The 26,594-nt window shown below is 41.1% G+C and carries 18 protein-coding genes; all 18 read left to right on the plus strand.

The genetic code is table 11. The features are described from left to right. The first annotated feature begins 233 nt into the window (after nucleotides 1–233). The 18 genes from IPJ83_01670 (at nucleotide 234) to IPJ83_01755 (ending at nucleotide 26,593) form a co-directional block, all read left to right on the plus strand. Entirely contained in the window at nucleotides 234–4,769 is a 4,536-nt protein-coding gene (locus IPJ83_01670; protein ID MBK7879256.1) for a M36 family metallopeptidase, read from the plus strand. Beyond that, nucleotides 4,756–9,168, plus strand: a complete 4,413-nt coding sequence (locus IPJ83_01675) for a T9SS type A sorting domain-containing protein (protein ID MBK7879257.1) — start codon at nucleotides 4,756–4,758, stop codon at nucleotides 9,166–9,168. Before IPJ83_01670 ends, IPJ83_01675 begins: the two co-directional genes overlap by 14 nt. Nucleotides 9,169–9,542: 374 nt before the next feature. Further along, entirely contained in the window at nucleotides 9,543–12,098 is a 2,556-nt protein-coding gene (locus tag IPJ83_01680; GenBank protein MBK7879258.1) for a hypothetical protein, read from the plus strand. 19 nt (nucleotides 12,099–12,117) lie between these two features. Continuing rightward, a complete protein-coding gene (locus tag IPJ83_01685) occupies nucleotides 12,118–13,044 on the plus strand; it encodes a hypothetical protein (protein MBK7879259.1) in 927 nt (308 codons plus the stop codon). Then, nucleotides 12,978–13,937, plus strand: a complete 960-nt coding sequence (locus IPJ83_01690) for an HYR domain-containing protein (protein ID MBK7879260.1) — start codon at nucleotides 12,978–12,980, stop codon at nucleotides 13,935–13,937. Before IPJ83_01685 ends, IPJ83_01690 begins: the two co-directional genes overlap by 67 nt. Continuing rightward, nucleotides 13,934–14,230: a hypothetical protein gene (locus IPJ83_01695; protein ID MBK7879261.1), complete on the plus strand. Its 297-nt coding sequence runs from the start codon at nucleotides 13,934–13,936 to the stop codon at nucleotides 14,228–14,230. The genes IPJ83_01690 and IPJ83_01695 overlap by 4 nt, the downstream gene beginning before the upstream one ends. A gap of 68 nt (nucleotides 14,231–14,298) precedes the next feature. Then, nucleotides 14,299–14,634 carry a hypothetical protein gene (locus IPJ83_01700; GenBank protein ID MBK7879262.1) on the plus strand — a complete coding sequence of 112 codons (336 nt, stop codon included), beginning with the start codon at nucleotides 14,299–14,301 and terminating at the stop codon, nucleotides 14,632–14,634. A 267-nt stretch (nucleotides 14,635–14,901) separates the two neighbouring features. Further along, complete coding sequence (locus IPJ83_01705) at nucleotides 14,902–15,090, plus strand: hypothetical protein (GenBank protein MBK7879263.1); 189 nt, start codon at nucleotides 14,902–14,904, stop codon at nucleotides 15,088–15,090. Between the two features lie 26 nt (nucleotides 15,091–15,116). Continuing rightward, the gene (locus tag IPJ83_01710; GenBank protein MBK7879264.1) at nucleotides 15,117–15,323 is read left to right on the plus strand and encodes a hypothetical protein; all 207 of its coding nucleotides are present in this window, start codon (nucleotides 15,117–15,119) and stop codon (nucleotides 15,321–15,323) included. A gap of 313 nt (nucleotides 15,324–15,636) precedes the next feature. Beyond that, on the plus strand, nucleotides 15,637–15,933 hold the full coding sequence (locus IPJ83_01715; protein ID MBK7879265.1) for a hypothetical protein: 297 nt from the start codon (nucleotides 15,637–15,639) through the stop codon (nucleotides 15,931–15,933). Further along, complete coding sequence (locus IPJ83_01720) at nucleotides 15,902–16,264, plus strand: hypothetical protein (protein ID MBK7879266.1); 363 nt, start codon at nucleotides 15,902–15,904, stop codon at nucleotides 16,262–16,264. The genes IPJ83_01715 and IPJ83_01720 overlap by 32 nt, the downstream gene beginning before the upstream one ends. A 277-nt stretch (nucleotides 16,265–16,541) precedes the next feature. Beyond that, nucleotides 16,542–16,787 (plus strand): hypothetical protein, encoded by a 246-nt coding sequence (locus IPJ83_01725; GenBank protein MBK7879267.1) that lies wholly within the window; start codon nucleotides 16,542–16,544, stop codon nucleotides 16,785–16,787. 78 nt (nucleotides 16,788–16,865) lie between these two features. Then, nucleotides 16,866–17,795, plus strand: coding sequence for a T9SS type A sorting domain-containing protein (locus IPJ83_01730; protein MBK7879268.1), 930 nt, complete (start codon nucleotides 16,866–16,868; stop codon nucleotides 17,793–17,795). Nucleotides 17,796–18,118: 323 nt separating this feature from the next. Then, entirely contained in the window at nucleotides 18,119–18,436 is a 318-nt protein-coding gene (locus IPJ83_01735) for a hypothetical protein (protein ID MBK7879269.1), read from the plus strand. Between the two features lie 113 nt (nucleotides 18,437–18,549). Then, nucleotides 18,550–19,221 carry a hypothetical protein gene (locus IPJ83_01740; GenBank protein ID MBK7879270.1) on the plus strand — a complete coding sequence of 224 codons (672 nt, stop codon included), beginning with the start codon at nucleotides 18,550–18,552 and terminating at the stop codon, nucleotides 19,219–19,221. Then, complete coding sequence (locus IPJ83_01745; protein MBK7879271.1) at nucleotides 19,187–21,703, plus strand: hypothetical protein; 2,517 nt, start codon at nucleotides 19,187–19,189, stop codon at nucleotides 21,701–21,703. Before IPJ83_01740 ends, IPJ83_01745 begins: the two co-directional genes overlap by 35 nt. Next, complete coding sequence (locus tag IPJ83_01750; GenBank protein MBK7879272.1) at nucleotides 21,673–23,412, plus strand: hypothetical protein; 1,740 nt, start codon at nucleotides 21,673–21,675, stop codon at nucleotides 23,410–23,412. The genes IPJ83_01745 and IPJ83_01750 overlap by 31 nt, the downstream gene beginning before the upstream one ends. Then, the gene (locus tag IPJ83_01755; protein MBK7879273.1) at nucleotides 23,342–26,593 is read left to right on the plus strand and encodes a hypothetical protein; all 3,252 of its coding nucleotides are present in this window, start codon (nucleotides 23,342–23,344) and stop codon (nucleotides 26,591–26,593) included. Before IPJ83_01750 ends, IPJ83_01755 begins: the two co-directional genes overlap by 71 nt. The last annotated feature ends 1 nt before the right edge of the window (nucleotide 26,594 follow it).

Raw genomic sequence — 26,594 nt, forward strand, 5'->3', positions numbered from 1 at the left:
ACTGTAGCAATCAGAATTGCCGCAAAATGATCAAGATTTATCAACACTCAACCCAAACAAGATTTAGAATTTGTACAAGCAACAAAAAAAATTCCGGCGATTAGTAAAAATTACTATTTTTGGTCTCTAATCCTTTAATAATCAACATATTAAAATAAGTTTACCAAGCTTATGTGTTGATTCACAATGGGTTAGATGAAAAGACGATTTTTAACCAAAGCCAACCTGCTCTCATGAACAGCAATTGTATCTACGATTTAAGGTCAGTAAGACATATTTGTGTCTTTCTGGTTTTCTCCCTTCTTTTTTCCAACTTTGTTTATTTAAATGCCCAATCACCTCAAGAAAAGGTGACTAGCTACTTAAAAAGTACCTCAGCTTATTATGGGCTTAAAAGCGGGGATATTAGTGACTTTGAAATTACTTCGCACCATGTAAGTTCTGTGTCAGGAATTCAGCATATTTATTTTACACAGCGCTATACGGGTATTGGTATTTTCACCACTGAGAGTTCTGCCCACTTTAAAAATAACGGAAATTTATTTACAGCAAATAATTTGTTTATCCCTGACCTGAAGGAATCTGTTGAGGGGGATGGGACACCCGATCTTTCGGCCATTCAGGCTATTGAAAAAGTATCTGCGGAATTAGGATATCAACAACTTGGTAATCTGTTTGTCATGCAGTACCAAGGTGGTAAAGAACAAAAGTCCATAATATCTAAAGGTCAGATTTCCATTGAGGATATTCCGGTTAAGTTAAAATATTTTCCGTTTAGAACCAGGAGTACAGTTTCCAATTCAACACAAAAAGATCGATTGGTCTTAGCCTGGGAAATGTACATTTATGAACCCAATCAACTGAACTACTGGCATATTTTAGCAGATGCCACAACAGGTAAAATCTTATTTAAAAACAATCTTGTTCTAAATTGCGGATTTGGAGAATCACATAGTGCAGATAATTGCACTGGACATTTGCATGAAGAGAAGATCAATAAATATTCAGTTCCCGCTTTTCCAACCCCAGCTATGGTTGGGGGTTACAGAGTTTATGCCATGCCTATTGAATCTCCTGGTCATGGTGGCAGAACATTGGTACTGAATCCCGATAATCCTTTGGCATCTCCATTTGGTTGGCATGATACTAATGGTGCTTCAGGTGCTGAATACACAATTACCAGAGGGAATAACACGCATACTTATGAAGATGGAAATAATTCAGGTTATAGTCCTGACGGTGGAGCAGGTTTGACGTTCGATTTTCCGATAAACACAGTTTATACCATGGGAGTTGATGAATCTGAGCCAGCTGCGATAACCAATTTGTTTTATTGGACCAATATCATTCATGATGTGATTTACCAATATGGTTTTACGGAAGCTGCAGGGAATTTCCAGGTAAATAACTATGGAAGAGGAGGCACTGGAAATGACGATGTTATGGCAGAGGCTCAGGATGGCTCGGGTACTTGTAATGCGAATTTTGCTACACCAATTGAAGGGAACAGACCGAGAATGCAAATGTATGTTTGTGGAAATCGAGATGGTGATCTTGACAATGCAGTAATTATTCATGAATACGGCCATGGTATATCCATTAGATTAACAGGGGGGCCCTTTAATTCTAGTTGTTTAAACAATCAAGAACAACCTGGAGAAGGATGGAGCGATTGGTATGGTCTTATGCTGACCATGAAAGCCGGAGACGCAGGCCCTAATTCAAGGGGTATTGGGACATGGTTATTTGGTCAACCACCGACAGGTCCCGGCATCAGACAATACCCATACAGCACAAATTTAGGGATTAATCCACACACATATGACAATATTAAGACCGCTGCTGTACCTCATGGTGTGGGTTCTGTTTGGTGTGCAATGCTTTGGGAAGTTACCTGGGATCTAATTGCACAATATGGATTTGATCCAAATTTTTATACTGGTAACGGAGGAAATAATCGTGCACTTAAATTGGTTACGGAAGCCTTAAAAATACAGCCCTGCTCACCTGGATTTGTCGATGCCAGAAATGCCATTCTCAAAGCGGATACCGTACTGTATAATGCACAAAATGCATGCTTGATTTGGAAAGCTTTTGCAAAAAGAGGATTAGGATACAGTGCACTTCAGGGAAGTTCAGCCAGTAGATCTGATGGAACACAGGCTTTTGATATACCGCCTGCTTGTATGGCGCAAGCACCACAGACGGTGTGTTTTGATTACACCGGTGGAATGCAGACTTGGGTAGTGCCAGCAGGAGTTACTTCTGTTACTATTGAAGCCAATGGTGCTGAAGGTGCAACCGCACCCTCAAGTATAAGTGTTTGTGGAGGATCGCCGGATAGAGGAGGCAGAGGAGGACTTGCAACAGGTACCCTGGCAGTTACCCCTGGCGAAACTTTAAATATTTTTGTTGGTCAAAAAGGATTTAACGGTCCGGGAAATGCCTTTAACGGAGGTGGATCAGGATGTAATGATCCGAGCACATGTAGTGGTGGCGGCGGAGCTTCTGATGTCAGAAAAGGCGGTTCCGGACTTGCAAACAGAGTTATTGTTGCAGGAGGAGGAGGTGGAGCTGAATTTTCCTGTGGTAATCAAGGTGGAGGTGCTGGTGGAGGACTTGCGGGTGCAAATGGACTTGGAGGGGATTGTTCAGCAGGTGATGCAACCGGTGGAACTCAAGTTGGAGGAGGAATAGGGGGAAATGGACCAGCTTGTGGTTGGCCAAGTGGAGGAGGACAAAATGGGACACTCGGTCAAGGAGGAAACTCCAGTTTAGTTGGAGGAAGTTCATTACATTCCGGTGCTGGTGGTGGCGGGTACTATGGTGGAGGAGCTGGCAGTGTTGATGGACATGGCGGCGGAGGTTCGTCCTATATTGGAGGAGTTACAGGAGGTAGCACTACACCAGGTGTGAATTTAGGAAATGGACGAGTTTGTATCACTTTTGGTGCAGCTAATGGTACTGGACCTTCGATTACATGCCCGACAAATGCAACAGTAGGTTGTGCTGTGGATATTCCACCTGTAAATATCGGGGCACCAAGGGTAGCCAATGGAACTTGTCAAGGTACTTTAGTCGTAACGCACAGAAAAGATTCTATTACTGACCAAACCTGTCCAAACAGATATAATGTACACAGGATATATAGGGTTACCGACCCATGTGGTAATTTTGCAGAATGCATTCAACTTATTATAGTAAATGATATAACTGCCCCTTCGGTGGTTTGTCCTGCTCCGGTTAATGTACAATGTGCATCTGCGGTTCCACCAGTTAACATAAATAGTGTAATTACTGCAGATCATTGTGGTAATGTTGGACTTGTAGTTACGCATGTAGGTGATGTGATTACCAATAGAACATGTGTCAATAGATTCACGATCACAAGAACCTACCGTTCAACGGATGCTTGCGGGAATTCCGGCACTTGCAGCCAGGTTATAACGGTTTTTGATAATACTGTTCCTTTAGTTGTTTGTAGAAACATTACAGTAAATCTTGATGAGGCGGGCAATGCTATAATTACCCCGTCACAGATTACCCAAAGTGTCTCCGATAATTGTACTCCTAATGCATTATTGGTGGTAACTGCAAGTCGGACTTCATTTACTTGTGCCAACATTGGACCAAATAATGTGACATTATCCACTACAGACGAATGCGGGAATGTAGGCACCTGCCTTGCTGTAGTTACGGTTGTAGATAACCTGCCACCGATGATTATGGGCTGTCCCACGAAGTCACCTATTACTATTAACCTAGGACCTGGGGAGTGTGAAGCCAGCTGGGATGCACCACCATTTATGGCGATGGACAATTGTCCTGCAGGCGCATACTTTGGCAACCGAAATACGACCACAGTATGTTTGCCACCGGCATCTTACTGGTCAATTACAGGAGGAGCTGCGAGCTGGGGAGTAATGTTTGACCTGATTAATACTTCAGGAAGTTTATTGAATTTACAGTTGTTGGGAGAGCGAGCGTTTGCGAATGTTCCACACAACATCTATTATACAACCAATCCTGGCGGACACGCGCCGGTAGTAGCTACGCCGAATGCGTGGACGCTGTGTGCGACACGTACACCACAGTTTGGCGCGCAGTTTACCACCAGGATCGACAGTTTTGGATTGTTGACGGGCTCCAGAACGGATACCCTTAAGCGTTGTGCACCGATACAGACAGAGACGACGGTATTGGGCTGCTTGACGATGGCACCTGGAGAGACCAGAGGAATCTATATCCATGCACCTGGAACAGGAGGCACGAATGCATCCCTGTTCAGTGGATGTGCAGGAAGACCGATGGGAGATGCCAATATTCGAACACCGATAGATGGAGCAACGTATACTGGAGGTCAGTTTGCAGCACCATTTATCAACAGTTCATTTGGATTTGGAGGAGCAAACTGGATGGGCGTGATCGGTTACAATCTGGCGAATTCGAATCGAGTACCATTGGTACAGACATGTGGAGCGCCATATGGTCCTGGATGTTTCTTCCCAATAGGATGTACGAAACTATGTTACCGGGCAACAGATGCATCTGGTAATGTAGGCACCTGTGAGTTTGAGGTGTGTGTGAATAAGTACGCAAATCCAACCAGAGCACTGGCATGTAATGATGACATCCAAATCAGTCTGGACGATAGCTGCAGAGCTACGATCTACCCTGATATGGTACTGGAAGGAGGTCCATACTCTTGCTATGATGATTACATAGTAGAAGTTAGAGACTGGAAGGGGAGGACCATTGATCGACCGTGATCCAAACAGGAGAGGGGTACAAATCAATGGCAACGACATAGGAAGAGAATTAAAGATAACGATAATAGATCCAGTAACCGGCAACAGCTGTTGGGGACATGGAAGAGTTGAGGATAAATTAGCACCAAAAATATCTTGTCCGCTTACCAACGATGTTTCTTGTGGCACAAATACTGATCCTGGCGGTCCATTAGGTTTGCCATCAGTTGAAGAAAATTGTGGAGGATATAGTTTGACTTATAGAGATTTAACTATAAATGGTAATTGTGAAGTTGGGTATTCCAAAATTATTCAACGTACTTGGATCGCTACTGATGGTTCTGGAAACAGATCAGAATGTATTCAAAGTATTAGGGTAAAAATTGGCGATTTGTTTGAGGTAACAGTACCTGCGAATTATGACAATTTGGATCAGGCGGCATTAGAATGTGATGAGAAGATAGACAGGAACAAGAATGTAACGCCGCATATGTTGGATTTCCCAGAGTGTGTGGATGGTTATATTCTGGATTCCGCGTTTTGGTTGGCAAATCCAAACGCACCGGATCAGTATCCAAACAGAAGGTTACCGAGAGTGTTGGGTTGGAATTGTATCGATGATGTGAATGATCCACATTATGGACATCCAAGTCCTGATCCAGTGTATTATCCACAGCACAGACAATGGTCACCAAACAATCCATTGTGCTGGGGCCCTGACCGCCACATTATGTGGGTAGGAACAGGAAGACCTGGAGGAGCGGAGTGTTCTAATCTTACAGTGACGTATAAGGATATCGTATTTGACCTGGCGACACCTGGATGTGATGCAGGTCCTGTAGGCTGTTTCAAAGTATTGAGACAGTGGACAGTGATGGATTGGTGTACCAGCCAGGTGGGTGGTCATAACCAAATCATCAAGGTAATAGACGATGAAGGACCACAGGTATTGTATCCGGACAGTGCACGGGTGAATATGGAGAGCTGGACATGTACAGGACGCTGGGAAGTACCTGCGCCATGGATATTGGACAATTGTTCAAATGAAGTACACTACACAGTGGAAGTGGACAATGGAACGGTATTAGGAGATGAGACAGCAGGCTTTGTGGTGTTGGATATGCCGGAAGGAATATACAATGGGTATATAGTTGCAACGGATTGTTGTGGCAACATCACGAAGAAGCGAATAGTGTTGAATGTAATAGACCGAGTACCGCCACAGGCAGTATGTCGTACAGCTACGGTGGTGAGCCTTAATGGAAATCAGAGTCCATTGACGAATTATGCGAGATTGCATGCAGAAGATCTGGATGAAGGAAGTTTTGACAATTGTCAGCCGCATGTATACTTCAAGGTGATCAGGATGGCAGAATTGCTGGGCACGAATAATGGAAGTAACTCAAACAATGTGGTGGCCTGTCAGGGACGCAACGGAGATGACAACAGTATATTGGCAGGCAACCAGATTTATTTTGATGATTATACAGATTTCTGCTGTGCGGATGTAGGGACGAAAGTGATGGTAGTGTTACGAGTGTTTGATGTAGATCCGGGACCGGGACCTGTGACGCCGATCAGGATGACAAGTACGAGCAGTGTGTTGAATGGAAGATTCAGCGACTGTATGGTAGAAGTGGAAGTACAAAACAAAGCAGTACCTACAGTTATAGCACCACCGAATATAGTGGTAAGTTGCTGGTTCTGGTTTGATGTAACGAAGTTGACGAATCCGAATGATGCGACTTTTGGAAAGGTGGTAACGAGCTTAACCGACAGGAGGAAAGTGGTAACCAAGGATTTGGTATGCTACAAATTCTGTGAGCGCAATGATTATACAGGTTACCCTGGATATGTACAGACGAATGCACAACCGAAACCTGCACCGAACCAGGCATGTGAATACTACTATCAGTATTTTGACACTGCACATTGGGACAGGAAGTATGAGTTGACCTGGGGATTTGACGGATATGTATTGAGTCCATGCGGGTCAACGCCTACAATTACGGTAAATGACCTAAGAGAGTGTGGTCAGGGTGTGATACAAAGGATCATTTCGACCACAGGACCTAACAACATCAATGTAACAGCAATACAGACAATCTGGGTAGTAGATTGCGATCCATTCTATATAGATGATGTAGCATGTAACGATCCGAGATATACGGACTTATTGTGGCCAAACGGAGTGTGTACACAGACGCCGGTAACCTTGGATGGTTGTGGAGCAGATATTTCCCCGGACAATCCACAATTGGGACGCCCACAGGTGATCAATAATGCAGATGACAACTGTGCGTTATTGTCGATAGAATATTTTGACGAGCAGTTTAACATAGAGCCGGATGCATGCTTCAAGGTGTTGAGGAGATGGGTGGTGATCGACTGGTGTCAGTACGATCCATTTATCGATCCTGATCATGGAAGATGGGAGGCATTACAGGTAATCAAAGTAAGGGATCAAAATCGTCCGGTGGTAAGTTGCAATGTAGGACCATGTGAACCGGCGAAGATCGACAGCAAGTTAGGCGTGTGTGTAGGTCATATCAGTTTGACGGCAAGTGCTACAGATAATTGTACGCCAGCCGACTGGTTGTTCTGGGAATATAAGATCGATGCGTTCAATGATGGCAAGGGCGTACATGGAGGATATGACTTCCGTGTAGGAACCTTAACAAGCAAGCAATATGCAGCTGGGGATACGGTAGAATTCAGTCACAATCCATTTGCAGATGACAGTCATAATCCATTCAATGCAAGTGGCACGTACCCGATAGGAATCCACAAGATCAAATGGTTTGTGGAGGATGGCTGTGGGAATGTGGGAGTATGTGAGAGCTTGTTTGAGATCAAGGATTGTAAAGCACCGACACCATATTGTTTGACAGGAGTGATTACCGTGCCTATGCCAAGCAGTGGATGTGTGGATATCTGGGCCAAAGATCTGGATAAGGGAAGTTATGACAACTGTACCAGTCAGGAAAATCTGAAATTCTACTTCGATGAAGATCCAACCAAACCATCGCTTACAGTTTGTTGTCAGGATTTTGTGGACAAGAAATTAAACGATGAAATAATTTTAGAAGTAGAACTGTGGGTTGAAGATGAAGAAGGCAACAAGGATTATTGTAAAACAATTATTGTCATTCAGGATAATCAAAACATATGCCCTAATGTGGGCTCGGCAAAGGGTAAAATTAGCGGAAACATTAAGACGGAGACAGGGGTAGAAACAAGACCTGTTGAAGTTAGTTTATTCCACAATGGATCCATGATGAGACAAATGATGGGAAGTCCATATAGCTTCGGAGATTTGGCAATGAATACCACGTACAGTGTTAAACCAGAGCGTAACGATGAGCATGCAAATGGAGTAACTACACAGGATATCGTAAAGATCCAGAAACACATTCTTGGTCAATCAGAGATTACAGATCCGTACAAATTGATTGCGGCAGATGTGAATGCCAGCAAAACAATCACTGCATCGGATATGGCTGAATTGAGAAAGTTGATCTTGGGTATCAACAATGAGTTCAGAAATGTAAAGAGCTGGACCTTTGTTCCTGCGGATTATGTTTTTGCGGATCCAAAATCACCATGGGATGCACCAAGAAGTGCTGACCTGATGTTGGATCATAATAGAGTGATGGATTTTGTGTCTGTAAAAATGGGAGATGTAACAGGAGATTCCAGAGCGAACGGTGCGCAGGGTATTCAAAGCAGAACGAATGGCAAATTGAGTTTTGAAATCAAGGACCAGGAAGTAGTTGCAGGAGAAAGTTACCGAGTCAGTTTCAAATCATCAGATTTTAGAAATATTTCGGGTTACCAGTTCACCTTGAAGTTTGATCAGAGTAGTCTGATGTATGAGGGAACAGAATCAGGAGTGTTGAAGACAACAGAGGCTAACTTTGGAACAAAGCGAGTATCGGAAGGAATGTTGACAACGAGCTGGAATGCTGATAAGGGATTAAGTTATGGAAAGGAAGATGAATTATTTGTGATAAACTTCACGGCAACCAGAAATGGCGTGTTGAGTAAGATGATGGCAATAAACAGTAACATCACCTCAGCTCAGGCATACGATGAGAAAGACAATCTACTAGAGCCAGTGATGGGAGTGAGAACAGACAGAGGAATAGTAGAGAGTGGAGTATTTGAATTGTATCAGAATGAACCAAACCCATTCAGCAAGGAGACGGTAGTAAGTTATCGTTTACCTGAATCCGGAGCTGTGAAGTTAACAGTATATGATGTAACAGGAAAAGTACTTCGGGTATATGAACTTAAAGGTCAGAAGGGATTGAATCATCACCAGATTAGCAAAGGAGACTTGAATGCAACTGGTGTGTTGTATTATCAGTTAGACGCTGCAGATCATACGGCAACGAAGAAGATGGTATCCATTGAGTAAAAGTTTTTGAAAATATCTACCTAAAAAGGGTTGCATTTATGCAACCCTTTTTTATTAATATAACTTTTCAGTAAGACATTAATTGTTTTATGCTATTACTTTAAGTATGATTTAAATAAAAATATTCATAAAGATTTCATCAAGAGGATGAACTTAATTAACATGTACTAATTTTACGCATCCATAGCTCAATCTCAGAGTATTTTACCAAATTCTGAGTTAGGTCCAAATGACGGAGCAATTCCAAACTTGATTTAATTAAGAATTTGCCAAAGTAGTTTTTAACAGATGTCAAAAATTATTTTGTTGTAATAATCTTATATCTGAGATTTTGGTAAGATACCTATTGTATTAAAATAACGAATTTTAATAATATGGTATTTATACATACAACCCCTCAATGTCATTACTTATCCTATATAGGTAAGAATTTGGCATATGTTTTATTTTTAATTGTCCTTGTTCAATCTAAAATACAGGCACAAGTACAAAATATTAATACGGGAAACAATTATGCTACTATTCAATCCGCTATAGATGATGTAGCAACATTAAACGGGCATACCATTTCCGTTTCTTCCGGAAGTTATTCAGAAAATATTATTGTATCCAAATCTGTTACAATTCTTGGACCAAATGCAAATATTAATCCATGTAATGGTATTAGAGTAGCTGAGGCGAGAATTTATTCTGCAAACTCTTCAGTTTCTACAGCTGAAATTTTTCATGTTGCAGCATCAAATGTTACCATTCAGGGATTTACAATAGATGGTGACAACACTTCCTTGACAAGTGGATTTCTTGGAACAAATGGTGCAGATTTAGATGCGGCAGAAGGCGTTACGGTTTATGAATCAGGCATCAGTAATTTAAAAGTTTCCAACAATGTATTTCAAAATTTGTCATATTTTGGAGTGACACTTTATGATTATCCTCTAGCTGTTCCTTCAAGCGGACATTTAATAGAGAATAATAAATTTATTAATCTAGGTACCTATGATCTAAATTCAGGAGTAGCATATTGGGGAGGTGGAATACTGTTATATAATAACCAATATGCTTCAGTGATCCACAACTGTATGGAAAATGTCCGCATTGGAATTCAAACAGGGAATTTTCATCTCGCAAATCCAGGCGCAGTATCTTTTCAGAATATTTCAGATAATTCTATCGAGGCAAGAAGGAGAGGAATTTTCCACAATTTATTTTATAACACTGCTTCCCCATATAATATTGAAAATAATACAATAGTTGGAATTGATCATCCAGATGAATTGGTTTGGGATGGAATACTAATCGCTTCTCAAACTATAAATTCAACTATAAAAAATAACCATATTGATGGAAGTGCAATAACAGGAAAACCGACAGAGGGCATTGAAGTTTGGAATGTAAATATTTTATCTCCTGCAATTATCAATGGTGGTAGTATAAAAGGTGTAGCAACTGGAATTTATGTTAATAATTTTGATGGTTACAGTTCTGACGCACCAGATGGGGCTTATTGCGAGATTGGTGGAATCAGTATAAATGGTATATTGACAGGAATAAGAGTGACTGATAGCCCTCTCAGCTCACATGCTGGGGTGTTTGCACATATAAAAAACGATTGTGAAATTGAAGGGAATCCAAGTTCAATCACCGGAATTATAATTAACGGCACAAATGCTTCGGCATTAATAATGGACAATGATGCTTCCATTCATGGGTTTCAGATTGGCATTGATGTGGATGGCGCTTATGCGGACATAAACAATAACCACATTTATAATAATGGTATTGGAATCCGTTTTTCCAATCTCGGATTTGGTAATGTAGTCGGTAATAATTTTAACGATGCAATAGATAATGGAACAGATTTATTAATTGCTGTGACTGGAGGCATGGTTAATGCTTCCGGTAACAATTGGTTTGCTGGAGATAACTTTGGGGTAAATAATTTAAGCCAAAATATTATTAACGCTGAGTCTAATTTTTGGGATCATAACTCTGGTCCATCGTCAGTGGCAGCAGGTAGTGGGGTCATGATTTCTTCCAAAGTTTTGTACTGTCCCTGGTTGAACGGACCGCCTCCTTTTGGGGTAGAAGAAAATGCAGTAGCTAATTTTACATTCTCAGAAAATGGAGGATTGGCTCAATTAGCAAGTATTATTAATAACGGTTTGGTAGATCCAGCTGAGGAAATATTTATTGATATCTGCAATGGTGGAACTTACCAATGGAACAATATAACTTCCAATGCAACGCATGTTCAAATTGTTCAGGTTTCTTCTAATGGAAATATTGCCGGTCTGAGTCAAAGTCCACCACCTACTGAAATTGAACAGTTTGATGGAACACTAACCGCATTGAATGCAGCCTATTTTAATGGGTCAACTCAATCCTTGAATTTAATAAACCCCATCAATACTGGAGTGGCAACACAAATGGTGAGATTTTATAATGACGTGGATGTTAATGGCGATTTTGATCCCGCCATTGATTGTTACGGAGATCCTATAATTATTAACTATATTGTTTCACCGGCACCAGTACTTACATCCACCATTAATGGATTACAACTCACCGCGAACAATGATGGCTTAGATGAAAGTGGCACGTTAGTTATCTGTAATTCTCAATCAAATAATTTATTTTTTACTCAATTTATTGATGTTAATAATACCATTCCATCAAATTTACTGAAAGTTGAACAGTCATTTGTAAAAAATAATGTTTTGTTTAGCCCTGTAAATTCCATTGTTACATTGTCCTCTTTTTCACCTGCCTTCAGCAGAAATGCTTCTTTAGTGAACCAATTATTACCTGGAACATTGAGTATGAGATTCAGGTTAATTTTCGATGCAAATGACAACAATGTATTCGATTCAGGTGATTGCGCTGGAGATTGGTTAGTTAAACCCTTTACTTCCTGGTACCCTAGCTCTTAGGTTTAAGGTTTTTTATGATGTGAATAATAATAATTTCATTGATACTGATGAGTGTCCAGGAGATTGGATAGTTTATAATATTACTTTAGAAAATCCAGTTCCGGTTTGTCCACCTATACAAAATGTCTCTTGTACAGTAGATCTTTTAAATCCTGATCCAGCTTTGGTTGGATTTGCCAATAACTGTGCTGGAGATGTCGTCCACTTAAGAGATGTAGTTTCAAATCAAACTTGTCGAGATAGGTATACTTTAACACGACGTTATGGAATTCAAATTTCTGGTATTATAGTGGATAGTTGTTCACAAACTATTTTAGTGAACGATTTAACCGCACCAAGTGTAATCTGTCCCTCTTCCGTTTCAATTTCATGCGCCGCACATATACCCCCTGTTGACCCTGGCTTGATTATATCAGCAGATCATTGCGGAAACTTAGGCATTGTGAATTCTCATATAGGTGATGTCATCACAAATCAAATTTGTACAAATAAATTTATTATTACAAGAACCTATCAAGCTACAGATATTTGCGGAAATGCAAGGACATGTACCCAGACGATAACGGTAAATGATAATGTTGCACCAACAGCTTTGTGTAAAGATTTGACAGTATATTTAAATAGTTTAGGTACAGTTCAAATATCAAGTAATCAATTGGACAATGGAAGTTTTGATAATTGTAATTTAACCGGAATAAAGTCTTTAATTTCAAACGATACGATATTCAATTGTGACGATATTGGCATCTTGAATGTTACATTAACCGTAACCGATGTATGTGAAAATCAATCCGTCTGTAATTCTCAAATTACTGTTTTGGATACTACACCTACTAGAATATTTTGCAGCAATCAATCCATAAACCTATCACCAGGAGAATGCGATGCTACATTGATTTATTTACCTTTAGTAACCAATTCTTTTGTAACTCTAATCCTTATCTGAACACCATTGATTCAAACACTTATAAGATTGGTGGACCGATTAAAGTAGGAATACATCAGGTATGTTATATTGTTTCCGATAGAGCTGGTAACTCTGCAACTTGCTGTGCCCAAATTACTGTCAATGAGTTCCCAAATGCAAGCAGGGAGTTGGCATGCAATGGAAACATTCAAATAAGTCTTGATGACTCATGCGAAGTGACCATCAACGCAGACATGGTACTTGAAGGTGGCCAATATGGTTGTTATGACAAATACATCATAGAAGTGAGACCTTGGAATGGAGGTGCATTAATCGACCGTAATCCAAATAAACCCGGCGTACAGATTGATTATAGGGATATTGGTAAAGAACTTAAAATTTCCATAATCGACCCTAGAACAGGAAACAGTTGTTGGGGAAAAGCTTTTGTTGAAGACAAGTTGGCACCAAAGATTATTTGCCCTGCAGATGCAGTTATTTTATGCAGTGTAGAGCCTATTCCATTGAATACAGGAACGCCAATAGTCATTGAAAAATGTGGCTCCTTTTCACTTACTTATAAAGATGATATAATTCTTGGTTCTTGTGAGGATGGTTACCAAAGCATCATCCACAGAACTTGGACTGCTATTGATGAGTCTGGCAATAAATCAATTTGTGTTCAAAACTTAACCATAAGTTTAGGGGACTTGACACAAGTTAAAGATCCACATAATTATGACGATCATGATCAGCCAACCTTGTCATGTAATGAAAGAAGAGATACATTGAAGAATGTTATTCCTCATTTGGTTGGCTCACCCCAGTGCGTGGATGGATACCTTCTTGATTCAATATTTTGGAATGCAAATTCTGGTCAACCGGATATATATCCATTAAGAAGAATTCCTCGAATTTTAGGTTGGAATTGATTCAGAATACTGCTGACCCAAATTATGGACACCCAAGTCCTGACCATATTTATTATCCAACTCATACAGAATGGGATGTTCAAAATCCCGTTTGTTGGGGACCAAATCAGCATATCATGTGGCATGGAACGGGACGGCCATTAGTAGAGGGTTGTGAAAATCTAGCATTTTCTTATCAGGACATATTTTTGATCTTTCTACGCCAGGGTGCAAAACTGGATCAACGGGATGTTATAAAATTGTTCGACAGTGGACGGTACTGGATTGGTGTTCTGGTCAGGTTAAAGAAATAAATCAAATCATAAAAGTTATTGATAAAGTTGGACCTGAAATTGTTTATCCAGACAGTATTACGGTTAACATGAGTCCATGGTTGTGTTACGGAGAGTGGACCGTCGCGAAACCATGGATTGCAGACAACTGCAGCGATGAAGTTCACTTTTCAGTTGAGGTTGAATTTGGAACTATAATAGGGGATGAAGTCTCAGGATATTTAGCAATGGATTTACCACCGGGTATTCAAAATGGATACATTGTAGCATATGACTGTTGTGGTAATGTTTCCCGCAGAAAAGTTGTCTTAAATATTTTAGATGAAACTCCACCACAAGCTGTTTGTCAAACCAGAACAGTGGTGAGTATTGTGTCAAGCCATGGATTTGATCCAATCGGTAAGGCTTATGCAAGTTCTTTTTGACGATGGATCTTTGACAATTGTAATCCACATGTATTTTTTTAAAGTAATCAGAATGTCTGAATTATTAGAACCAGGAATGGTTCCCAGAGTTCTAATCTAATTTCTTGCGGTGGTTTAAATGGAGATGATGACACCAGAGTATTTGGAAATCAAATTTATTTTGACGATGAAATCAAATTCTGTTGTGAGGATATCGGAAAGAGAATACAAGTTGTTTTTAGAGTTTTTGATGTAGACCCAGGCACAGGACCTGTTTTGCCAGGATTGATGAATCAGGGTGGATTTCTGGACAAACATTTTAGCGACTGCATGGTTGAAGCTGATGCACAGGATAAAGTAATTCCAAGCATTATACCTCCTCCTGATATAGTTGTTAGTTGTGCGTTTTGGTTCGATGTGAACAACATTTCGAATATAAATGATTCACTTTTGGACGTGTTGTCAGCAATTATTTAGATAGAAGAGAGGTTAAAACAAATGATGTGGTATGCGCACCATATTGTGAAGCAAATACACTAACGGGTTATAAAGGTTTTATATCAGGTAATCCACTTCCAAAGCCGGTTTCTAATCAGGCCTGTGAGTTTTATCAACAATTTTTTAATCCTGCCTATAGGAATAATAAATATGACTTGACATGGGGTTTTGATGGATATATTTGGGAGGATGTGGAGCAACGCCAAGTCTGACCGTTCAAGACCTAAGGCATTGCGGACAAGGAAAGATTTTACGTATATTCAGTGTTACCGACCTAATAATATTGAAGTCTCTGCAACCCAAACCATTTGGGTAGTCAATTGTGATCCTTTATGTGGATCTCAAACATTGTAATGATTCATTATTTTCCGATATTATTTGGCCAAATGGAGTATGCAACAACAGCTCTGTGAGAATTAATGATTGCAAAGCTGATTTAAGCCCCTGATAATCCATTGTTGGGCAGACCACAGGTGGTGAATCATTCCAATGACCATTGTTCATTAATTGCAATTAATTACTCAGATGATGTTTTCACCACTGAAGTGGGATGCTTGTTATAAAGTATTAAGAAAGTGGGTGGTGATTGATTGGTGCCAATATGATCCTCATCTTAATCCTGGTAAAGGTCGTTGGGAACAAACTCAGGTTATAGAAGTAATGGATCAAACAAAACCTGAAGTAAAATGCCTTGCAGGTCCTTGCGAACCAGCCAATATTAAATCCCAGTCAGGAATATGTTCAGGGCATATCCAACTTACAGCTGAAGCTAGCGATTTGTGCACCAAGGATGATTGGTTGTCCTGGGATTATAAAAATTGATTTATTTAATGACAACAGAGGTGTATTGGGTAACCATGATTACAGAGTTGGTGCTCTGACCTCGAAAACAATTTCTTTAGGGGATACTGTTCAATTTAATTTTAACCCATCAGCGGATTATTACGGAAATCCATTTGATGCAAGCGGTATTTACCCATTAGGTATTCATAGAATTATTTGGTTCGTGGAGGATGGTTGCGAAATATTGGAATTTGTGAAAAGTTATTTGAAATCAAAGACTGTAAAGCACCAACACCACAATGTCTTAATGGAATCATTACTGTGCCAATGCCAACTTCCCAATGTATTGATATTTGGGCAAGGGATTTGATAAGGGAAGCTACGATAACTGTACCAAACAAGAAAATTTGAAATTGTATTTTTAATGGTGATCCAAATAAGACAAGTATTCGGGTATGTTGTGATGATTTTGTAAAAGCCGAAGCAAACGATGAATTGGTAATTGAAGTGGAAGTATGGGTGGAAGATGAAGAGGGAAATAAAGATTTCTGAAAACACTAATCATTATTCAGGACAATCAGAATATTTGTCCTAATAAAGGTCCAATAAAAGGTACCATCACTGGAAATATCAGAACCTCATCCGGAGTGGAAACTAAACCTGTTGATGTAATGCTTTATCAAAATGGTTCAATGATGCGGCAAATGTCTGGAAGTCCTTACAGTTTTGGCGATTTGAAACTAAATCAATCCTATCAGGTCAGCCCTGATCGCAATGACGAGCCTTTGAATGGGGTTACAACAAACGACATTGTTAAAATTCAAAACATATTCTGGGCTTGGCAGAAATCACAGATCCATACAAATTGCTGGAGCAGATGTAAATGCCAGTAAAGGTATTACAGCTTCGGACATGGCAGAACTTAGAAAATTGATTTTAGGAATCAATAGTGAATTTAAACAAGTAAGGAGTTGGACTTTGTTCCATCGGAATATAAGTTTCAAGATCCGAAGTCTCCAAGGGATGCGCCAAGAAGTTCTAATTTGTTACTGGATCGCAATAAGATTGCTGACTTTGTTTCCATAAAAATGGGAGACATTACCGGGGACTCTAAGGCCAATGGAGCTCAGAATATTTTTACCAGATCATCTGGAAAACTAAATTTTGTAGTTAATGATTTGGATTTAGTATCCGGTGAAAATTATAAAATAGGTTTTAAATCATCAGATTTTAAAAATATCGTTGGTTATCAGTTTACTTTAAAATTTGATCAGGGGAGTTTAAGGTATGAAGGGGTAGAGTCAGGAGCATTGCAAATCACAGAATCAAATTTTGGATCGACAAGAATTGCAGATGGTATCCTTACTACCAGTTGGAATGCTGATGAGGGAGTTACTAGGAGTGAGAATGACGAGTTGTTTATTCTGAAATTTAAGGCTATAAAAAGTGGTAAACTGAGCAATTTGATGGTGATTACCGGAAACCCTACCTTGGCACAAGCGTATGACGACAAGGATAACATTCTTGAAGCTGTATTGACCGCTAATACCGGTAAAGAAAGTGTGGAAAGCGGTGTGTTTGAATTATTACAAAACGAACCAAATCCGTTTAGTAAAGAGACCAGCATAGGCTTTAGATTGCCGGAGACATCAGTAGTTAAATTAACCATTTATGATGCAACGGGTAAGGTCATTAGTGTTCAAGAGATCAAGGGACAAAAAGGACTCAACCAACACAAAGTGAGCATTGGCGAGTTAAATACATCAGGGGTTTTATATTATCAATTGGCAAATCTTATTATATTTTTGCATAAAATATTGATTTTCAATAAGTTTGAGAGTAAATGTGTGTATAATTCCTATACATTATTGATTTGTTTGATAAGTGGATTACCCTATTAATTGTATTTTCAATTTCTATCTCAAAAAAAAGTTGCAAAATGGAATAATAATTTTGCACAATTCAATCAGCCCATTATCTTTGTAATGATGAAGCAGTTATATATTTATTTTTTTTAATATAAAAAAGATACGTTTTTAACAGATTAGGTATTTACGAAGCATTTTAATAGACCAAAACTCTCTCTCATGAAAACCCACTTTCAAGACATAAGGCTGTCCAGTTATGTGTAAGGAGGGTTTTTTTTTTAGGATTTTTTCCTTTTAAACCATTATTCTCCCAAATCACCTTATTATGCCCCCCTAACCTTTCGGTCAGTTGTACTATGGAGATTCCTCCGACTCTTCCATTTACGGGGACCGCAACCACCACATGTGTTCCTAACACAGTCACGGTTACTCATTTAAGCGATGTAATTTCCAACCAGACGTGTGCTGACAGGTATACCTTAACCAGGACCTACAGGGCAACAGATCAGTGTGGCAATGTAGCTACCTGCCAGAGGATTATTACGGTTAATGACCAAACCCCTCCTATCGTAATTTGCCCACCAAATACGACGGCTCAGTGTTTTACAGATATTCCATTATTTTCAGTTCAGGAGAGTGATAATTGTAATGGTGCTAGTGGTCATGGTTATTAAGTGACTGATACCACCAATAGAACATGCTATAACCGATTTACATTAACAAGAACCGCCAGAGCTACCGATAGTTGTGGTAACTCTGCTACCCGCAGTCAGGTAATTTACCGTTAATGATAACAACGGTCCGACAATTACTTGTCCAGGACCTCTCACTGTTAGTTGTGCTGCCTGGAAGTACCTCCACCAGATACAAACTTGTCATCGTTTCCGATGGTTGTACCGGTGGTTCAATAACAAGAGCTTTCGTAAGCGATGTAATCAGCGGACAAACTTGTGCCAACAGATATACACTGACAAGAACCTATAGAGCTACCGATATCTGTGGTAATGTTTCTACTTGTACCCAAATTATCACAGTGAATGATCAAACACTTCCGACTTTAACCTGTCCGGGTCCTTTGACCGTAAGCTGTTCTTCTGATGTACCTCCACCCAATATTTCCCTTGTAACCGGGGTTAGCGACAATTGTGTTGGAACAGTTACAGTTTCTCACATAAGTGATGTAATCAGTGGTCAGACCTGTGCCAACAGATATACTCTTACAAGAACTTACAGAGCAACTGATGTTTGTGGTAATACTGCACAGTGTACACAAATTATTACGGTAAATGATCAAACACCTCCAACATTGACATGTCCCGGACCAATTACGGTTAGTTGCGCTCCTGAAATTCCTCCTGTTAATACAAACTCTGTAACCGGAGTAAGTGATAATTGTCCGGGTACCGTAACTGTGAGCCATGTAAGTGATTGTTACCTCCAATCAAACCTGTACGAATAGATTTACGGTAACAAGAACTTACAGAGCCACTGATGTATGTGGAAACACTGCTCAATGTACTCAAATCATAACTGTTAATGACCAAACACCTCCTGTTATAGTATGTCCTGCAAATATTACAGTAAGCTGTGCTTCTTTAGTTCCAGCTCCAAATGTAAGTGGGCCCACTTTACTTGCGAATTATCCTTTAATATCTAATCTAACAGATGCCACCGGAACTTTTGGACCTGCAGTCTTGTCTGGAAACCCAACACCACCTGTTCCACCAACATTTGGAACTCCATTATGCCAAAACGGGATATATATTAGTAACCCAAATGGACAGAATGTTACATTTCCAAATATCGGATCATTAAATACCAATAATTTCATTCTGAATATTGATTTTCAATTAAATGGATATGGAGCCGCGCCAGGAAATCCAGTAATCATGGGGGGTAATAGTTTTCGCTGGATTGGGATCTATGTTTCACCTTCAGGAGCATTAGGTTTTAAGCACAACAATAGTAATCTTGTGTTTTCCTCCACAACGGTTTTACTGAACAAGTGGTACTCTGCTAAATTAGCTTATGATGCTGGTAGTGTAACCCTAATATTAGATGGTGTTTCCGTTTTAACTTCAGTTGTAGGGCCATTGAATACTGGTGGAAATCTAAATTTCACCACAAATGACTTTTCTCAAGGAAGAGCTCATAACGGTTGCATTCGTAATTTTTCAATATACAACGGAGCCCTGGTTAATGCATTTGATAATTGTAATGGAATTCCAACCATAACTCATCTTGGTGATGCTATAAGTAATCAGACTTGTGCCAACCGCTATACAATTACCAGAACATACAGAGCAACAGACTATTGTGGAAATTCTGCAACATGCACCCAAACAATAACTGTCAATGACGTAACCCCACCAACCATCACTTGTCCGCCAAATGTTACTACTGCTTGTGCAGGGGGAGCACCACCAGCAAATTTTGCAGGCGGATCGGCATCTGACAATTGTGGAGGAGTACCAACCGTGACTCATGTAAGTGATGTATATAGTTCAGCTCCATGCCAGATAACCAGAACTTATAGGGCTACAGATGCATGCGGGAATTCGGCTACTTGTGTGCAAATTATTACACTCAGTGATGCTGTACCACCTGTCATTACCTGCCCAACGACCGTTACAGTAAGTTGTACAAATCAAGTTCCACCACCACTTCCTTTTGGCGGTACGGTTTCGGATAACTGCGGAGGAACACCAACCGTTGTTCATGTCGGCGACGTAATAAGTGGTCAAACTTGTACTAACCGATATACCATTACCAGAACATACAGAGCCACGGATGCTTGTGGAAATACAGCAACTTGTGCAGCTATCATTATTGTAAATGATCAAACCGGACCAACGTTGACTTGTCCAACAAATGTTACAGTACAATGCGATACAGATATTCCTCTACCAGGTGCATCTGCTAGCGACAATTGTAATGGTTTGATTACAGTTACCTTGATCTCAGAAGTCAGATCAAATGTAACCTGTACCCATAGATTTACTTTGACAAGAACTTATAGAGCTACTGACGAATGCGGTAACTCAAGTCAATGCACACAAACCATTACGGTGTTTGATAATACCCCACCTGTCATAAATTGTCCTATAAATTTAACGGTACAATGTGCGACGGATGTTCCTTTGCCGGGAGCAACTGCCAGCGACAATTGTTCGGGTTTGATAACTGTTACACTTATTTCTGAAACCATTTCAAATCAAACCTGTGCAAATAGGTTTACGGTTACTAGAGTCTATAGGGCAACTGATGTCTGCGGGAATTCATCCCAATGTACACAAGTCATAACCGTTTTTGACAACACTCCTCCGACGCTAACTTGCCCAGCAAATACTACCGTGCAGTGTGCAGCTGATGTACCACCGGTTAATGTTAATACTGTAACCAATGTTTCTGATAATTGCGGAGGCACGGTAACAGTTACTTGGGTTAGTGATGTAATCAGTAATCAAACCTGTGCAAATAGATACACGCTAACAAGAACTTACAGAGCGACAGACGTTTGTGGAAATTCAGCTACCTGCGCTCAGATAATTACCGTTTTTGACAACACACCTCCAACACTAACTTGTCCAGGCCCAATCACAGTAAGTTGTTCCAGGGATGTACCGGCACCTAATCCGGCTACTGTAACACCTACTTCCGACAATTGCGGGGGAACTGTTACAGTTACTTGGGTAAGTGATGTGATTTCAAACCAAACCTGTGTCAACAGATATACCTTAACAAGAACATACAGAGCAACAGACGTTTGTGGAAATTCCGCAACTTGTACTCAGATTATAACAGTAAATGATGTAACCGCACCAACTATTACATGTCCTCCTCCGGTTACCGTAACCTGTGCTTCTCAAGTTCCTCCAGCTAACTTTGCAGGGGGAAGTTCAAGCGATAATTGTGGTGGAACACCAACTGTTATTTTGTAAGTGATGTAGAAAGTAATGTAATCTGTGTAAACAGAAAAACGATCACTAGAACATACAGAGCAACTGATGAGTGTGGAAACTCTGCTACTTGTACTCAGATTATCACCGTAAGTGATTTGGTTCCACCTACTATTACCTGTCCGGCAAATACCACCGTTACGTGTGCTGTATTTGTACCTCCGGCTCTTCCATTCACCGGAAGTGCATCTGATAATTGTGGAGGGACACCTACTATTACTCATGTTGGGGATGTAATTACCAACCAAACGTGCAGGGATAGATTTACTTTAACAAGGACTTATAGAGCTACGGACGCATGTGGTAACTCAGCGACTTGTGCTCAGATTATTACTGTTTTTGATAATGTTGCCCCATCTGTTATTTGTCCTGCCCCTGTTACCGTTCAGTGTGCCAGTGCAGTACCACCAGTAGACGTAAATACCGTAATAACCGCAGACTTGTGTGGAAATGCCGGTCTGGTAGTTACCCACGTTGGAGATGTGATCAGTGGTCAGACTTGTGCCAACAGATTTACTGTTACCAGAACCTATAGGTCAACAGATGTATGTGGCAATTCGGCTACTTGCTCTCAGATTATAACCGTATTCGACAATACAGCACCGGTTGTAGTGTGCAGGAATGTGACCATATTCCTGGATGCCAATGGCAATGCTACGGTTACCCCTGTTCAGTTATTGTCCAGCGTGTCTGACAATTGTACTGCTACTCCTGCATTGGTCTTGACAGCTGTACCGTCCACATTTACTTGTGCCAACATTGGGCCAAATAATGTGAATTTAAGGGCTACAGATGAATGTGGCAACGTAGGCACCTGCCTTGCTGTAGTTACGGTAGTAGATAACCTACCACCGGTTATCATGGGTTGTCCAACAAAATCACCTGTTACCATAAACTTAGGACCTGGGGAGTGTGAAGCCAGCTGGGATGCACCACCATTTATGGCGATGGACAATTGTCCTGCAGGCGCATACTTTGGCAACCGAAATACGACCACAGTATGTTTGCCACCGGCATCTTACTGGTCAATTACAGGAGGAGCTGCGAGCTGGGGAGTAATGTTTGACCTGATTAATACTTCAGGAAGTTTATTGAATTTACAGTTGTTGGGAGAACGAGCATTTGCGAACGTACCACACAACATATATTATACCACAAATCCGGGAGGTCACGCGCCGGTAGTAGCTACGCCGAATGCATGGACCTTATGTGCGACAAGGACCCCTACATCCGGAGCACAGTTCACCACAGTGATAGACAGCTTCAGATTGTTGACCGGAACAAGGACAGATACGATCAAGCGATGTGCACCAATACAAACTGAGACTACAGTGTTGGGCTGTTTGACGATGGCACCTGGAGAGACCAGAGGAATCTATATCCATGCACCTGGAACAGGAGGCACGAATGCATCCCTGTTCAGTGGCTGTGCCGGAAGACCGATGGGAGATGCCAATATTCGAACACCGATAGATGGAGCAACGTATACTGGAGGTCAGTTTGCAGCACCATTTATCAACAGTTCATTTGGATTTGGAGGCGCCAACTGGATGGGCGTGATCGGTTACAATCTGGCGAATTCGAATCGGGTACCATTGGTACAGACCTGTGGAGCGCCATATGGTCCTGGATGTTTTTTTCCCGATAGGATGTACAAAGCTTTGTTACCGTGCGACAGATGCCTCGGGTAATGTGGGTACTTGTGAGTTTGAGGTGTGTGTAAATAAATATGCAAATCCAACCAGAGCACTGGCATGTAATGATGACATCCAAATCAGTCTGGACGATAGCTGCAGAGCTACGATCTACCCTGATATGGTACTGGAAGGAGGTCCATACTCTTGCTATGATGATTACATAGTAGAAGTTAGAGACTGGAAGGGAGGACCATTGATCGACCGTGATCCAAACAGGAGAGGGGTACAAATCAATGGCAACGACATAGGAAGAGAATTAAAGATAACGATAATAGATCCAGTAACCGGCAACAGCTGTTGGGGACATGGAAGAGTTGAGGATAAGATAGCACCTTACATGACTTGTCCTCCGGATGTAAGCTTATCGTGCGGATCAAGTACAGCACCAAGTGTAGCAGGTCAGCCAAGTGTTTACGAGAATTGTGGTGGAGCAAGTATTGGCTATCGTGACAGTGAAGTTCAGGGAGGATGTCCGCAAGGATATGCAAGAAGAATTACTAGAACCTGGACAGCCACGGATGCCTCCGGCAATAAATCAGTATGTGTACAGACCATTACTGTAAAGATTGGAGATTTATTTGAGGTGACCGTTCCATCGAACTATGACAATTTGGATCAGCCTGCGTTAGAATGTGATGAGAAGATAGACAGGAATAAGAATGTAACACCACACATGGCGGATTTCCCTGAGTGTGTTGATGGGTATATCCTGGATTCAGCGTTTTGGTTGGCAAATCCAAACGCACCGGATCAGTATCCAAACAGAAGGTTACCGAGAGTGTTGGGTTGGAATTGTATCGATGATGTGAATGATCCACATTATGGACATCCAAGTCCTGATCCAGTGTATTATCCACAGCACAGACAATGGTCACCAAACAATCCATTGTGCTGGGGCCCTGACCGCCACATTATGTGGGTAGGAACAGGAAGACCTGGAGGAGCGGAGTGTTCTAATCTTACAGTGACGTATAAGGATATCGTATTTGACCTGGCGACACCTGGATGTGATGCAGGTCCTGTAGGCTGTTTCAAAGTATTGAGACAGTGGACAGTGATGGATTGGTGTACGAGCCAGGTGGGTGGTCATAACCAAATCATCAAGGTAATAGACGATGAAGGACCACAGGTATTGTATCCGGACAGTGCACGGGTGAATATGGAGAGCTGGACATGTACAGGACGCTGGGAAGTACCTGCGCCATGGATATTGGACAATTGTTCAAATGAAGTACACTACACAGTGGAAGTGGACAATGGAACGGTATTAGGAGATGAGACAGCAGGCTTTGTGGTGTTGGATATGCCGGAAGGAATATACAATGGGTATATAGTTGCAACGGATTGTTGTGGCAACATCACGAAGAAGCGAATAGTGTTGAATGTAATAGACCGAGTACCGCCACAGGCAGTATGTCGTACAGCTACGGTGGTGAGCCTTAATGGAAATCAGAGTCCATTGACGAATTATGCGAGATTGCATGCAGAAGATCTGGATGAGGGTAGCTTTGACAATTGCCAACCACATGTATACTTCAAAGTGATCAGAATGGCAGAATTGCTGGGAACGAACAATGGAAGTAACTCAAACAACGTGGTGGCCTGTCAGGGACGCAACGGAGATGACAACAGTATATTGGCAGGCAACCAGATTTATTTTGATGATTATACAGATTTCTGCTGTGCGGATGTAGGGACGAAAGTGATGGTAGTGTTACGAGTGTTTGATGTAGATCCGGGACCGGGACCTGTGACGCCGATCAGGATGACAAGTACGAGCAGTGTGTTGAATGGAAGATTCAGCGACTGTATGGTAGAAGTGGAAGTACAAAACAAAGCAGTACCTACAGTGATAGCACCACCGAATATAGTGGTAAGTTGCTGGTTCTGGTTTGATGTAACGAAGTTGACGAATCCGAATGATGCGACTTTTGGAAAAGTAGTAACGAGCTTAACCGACAGGAGGAAAGTGGTAACCAAGGATTTGGTATGCTACAAATTCTGTGAGCGCAATGATTATACAGGTTACCCTGGATATGTACAGACGAATGCACAACCGAAACCTGCACCGAACCAGGCATGTGAATACTACTATCAGTATTTTGACACTGCACATTGGGACAGGAAGTATGAGTTGACCTGGGGATTTGACGGATATGTATTGAGTCCATGCGGGTCAACGCCTACAATTACGGTAAATGACCTAAGAGAGTGTGGTCAGGGTGTGATACAAAGGATCATTTCGACCACAGGACCTAACAACATCAATGTAACAGCGATACAGACAATCTGGGTAGTAGATTGCGATCCATTCTATATAGATGATGTAGCATGTAACGATCCGAGATATACGGACTTATTGTGGCCAAACGGAGTGTGTACACAGACGCCGGTAACCTTGGATGGTTGTGGAGCAGATATTTCCCCGGACAATCCACAATTGGGACGCCCACAGGTGATCAATAATGCAGATGACAACTGTGCGTTATTGTCGATAGAATATTTTGACGAGCAGTTTAACATAGAGCCGGATGCATGCTTCAAGGTGTTGAGGAGATGGGTGGTGATCGACTGGTGTCAGTACGATCCATTTATCGATCCTGATCATGGAAGATGGGAGGCATTACAGGTAATCAAAGTAAGGGATCAAAATCGTCCGGTGGTAAGTTGCAATGTAGGACCATGTGAACCGGCGAAGATCGACAGCAAGTTAGGCGTGTGTGTAGGTCATATCAGTTTGACGGCAAGTGCTACAGATAATTGTACGCCAGCCGACTGGTTGTTCTGGGAATATAAGATAGATGCGTTCAATGATGGCAAGGGCGTACATGGAGGATATGACTTCCGGGTAGGCACGTTGACCAGCAAACAATATGCAGCAGGGGATACGGTAGAATTCAGTCACAATCCATTTGCAGATGACAGTCACAATCCATTCAACGCAAGTGGCACGTATCCGATAGGAATCCACAAGATCAAATGGTTTGTGGAGGATGGCTGTGGGAATGTTGGAGTATGTGAGAGCTTGTTTGAGATCAAGGATTGTAAAGCACCGACACCATATTGTTTGACAGGAGTGATTACCGTGCCTATGCCAAGCAGTGGATGTGTGGATATCTGGGCCAAAGATCTGGATAAGGAAGTTATGACAACTGTACCAGTCAGGAAAATCTGAA

It is taken from the genome of Candidatus Vicinibacter proximus (genome assembly GCA_016713905.1).
GTDB classification, from domain to species: domain Bacteria; phylum Bacteroidota; class Bacteroidia; order Chitinophagales; family Saprospiraceae; genus Vicinibacter; species Vicinibacter proximus.

Coding starts and splice junctions, on each gene's coding strand:
- IPJ83_01670 (MBK7879256.1), top strand. CDS start 234: ATGAACAGCAATTGTATCTACGATTTAAGGTCAGTAAGACATATTTGT.
- IPJ83_01680 (MBK7879258.1), top strand. CDS start 9,543: ATGGTATTTATACATACAACCCCTCAATGTCATTACTTATCCTATATA.
- IPJ83_01690 (MBK7879260.1), top strand. CDS start 12,978: ATGCGATGCTACATTGATTTATTTACCTTTAGTAACCAATTCTTTTGT.
- IPJ83_01700 (MBK7879262.1), top strand. CDS start 14,299: ATGAGTCCATGGTTGTGTTACGGAGAGTGGACCGTCGCGAAACCATGG.
- IPJ83_01705 (MBK7879263.1), top strand. CDS start 14,902: ATGAATCAGGGTGGATTTCTGGACAAACATTTTAGCGACTGCATGGTT.
- IPJ83_01715 (MBK7879265.1), top strand. CDS start 15,637: ATGATGTTTTCACCACTGAAGTGGGATGCTTGTTATAAAGTATTAAGA.
- IPJ83_01720 (MBK7879266.1), top strand. CDS start 15,902: ATGATTGGTTGTCCTGGGATTATAAAAATTGATTTATTTAATGACAAC.
- IPJ83_01735 (MBK7879269.1), top strand. CDS start 18,119: ATGGAGATTCCTCCGACTCTTCCATTTACGGGGACCGCAACCACCACA.
- IPJ83_01740 (MBK7879270.1), top strand. CDS start 18,550: ATGATAACAACGGTCCGACAATTACTTGTCCAGGACCTCTCACTGTTA.
- IPJ83_01755 (MBK7879273.1), top strand. CDS start 23,342: ATGGTCCTGGATGTTTTTTTCCCGATAGGATGTACAAAGCTTTGTTAC.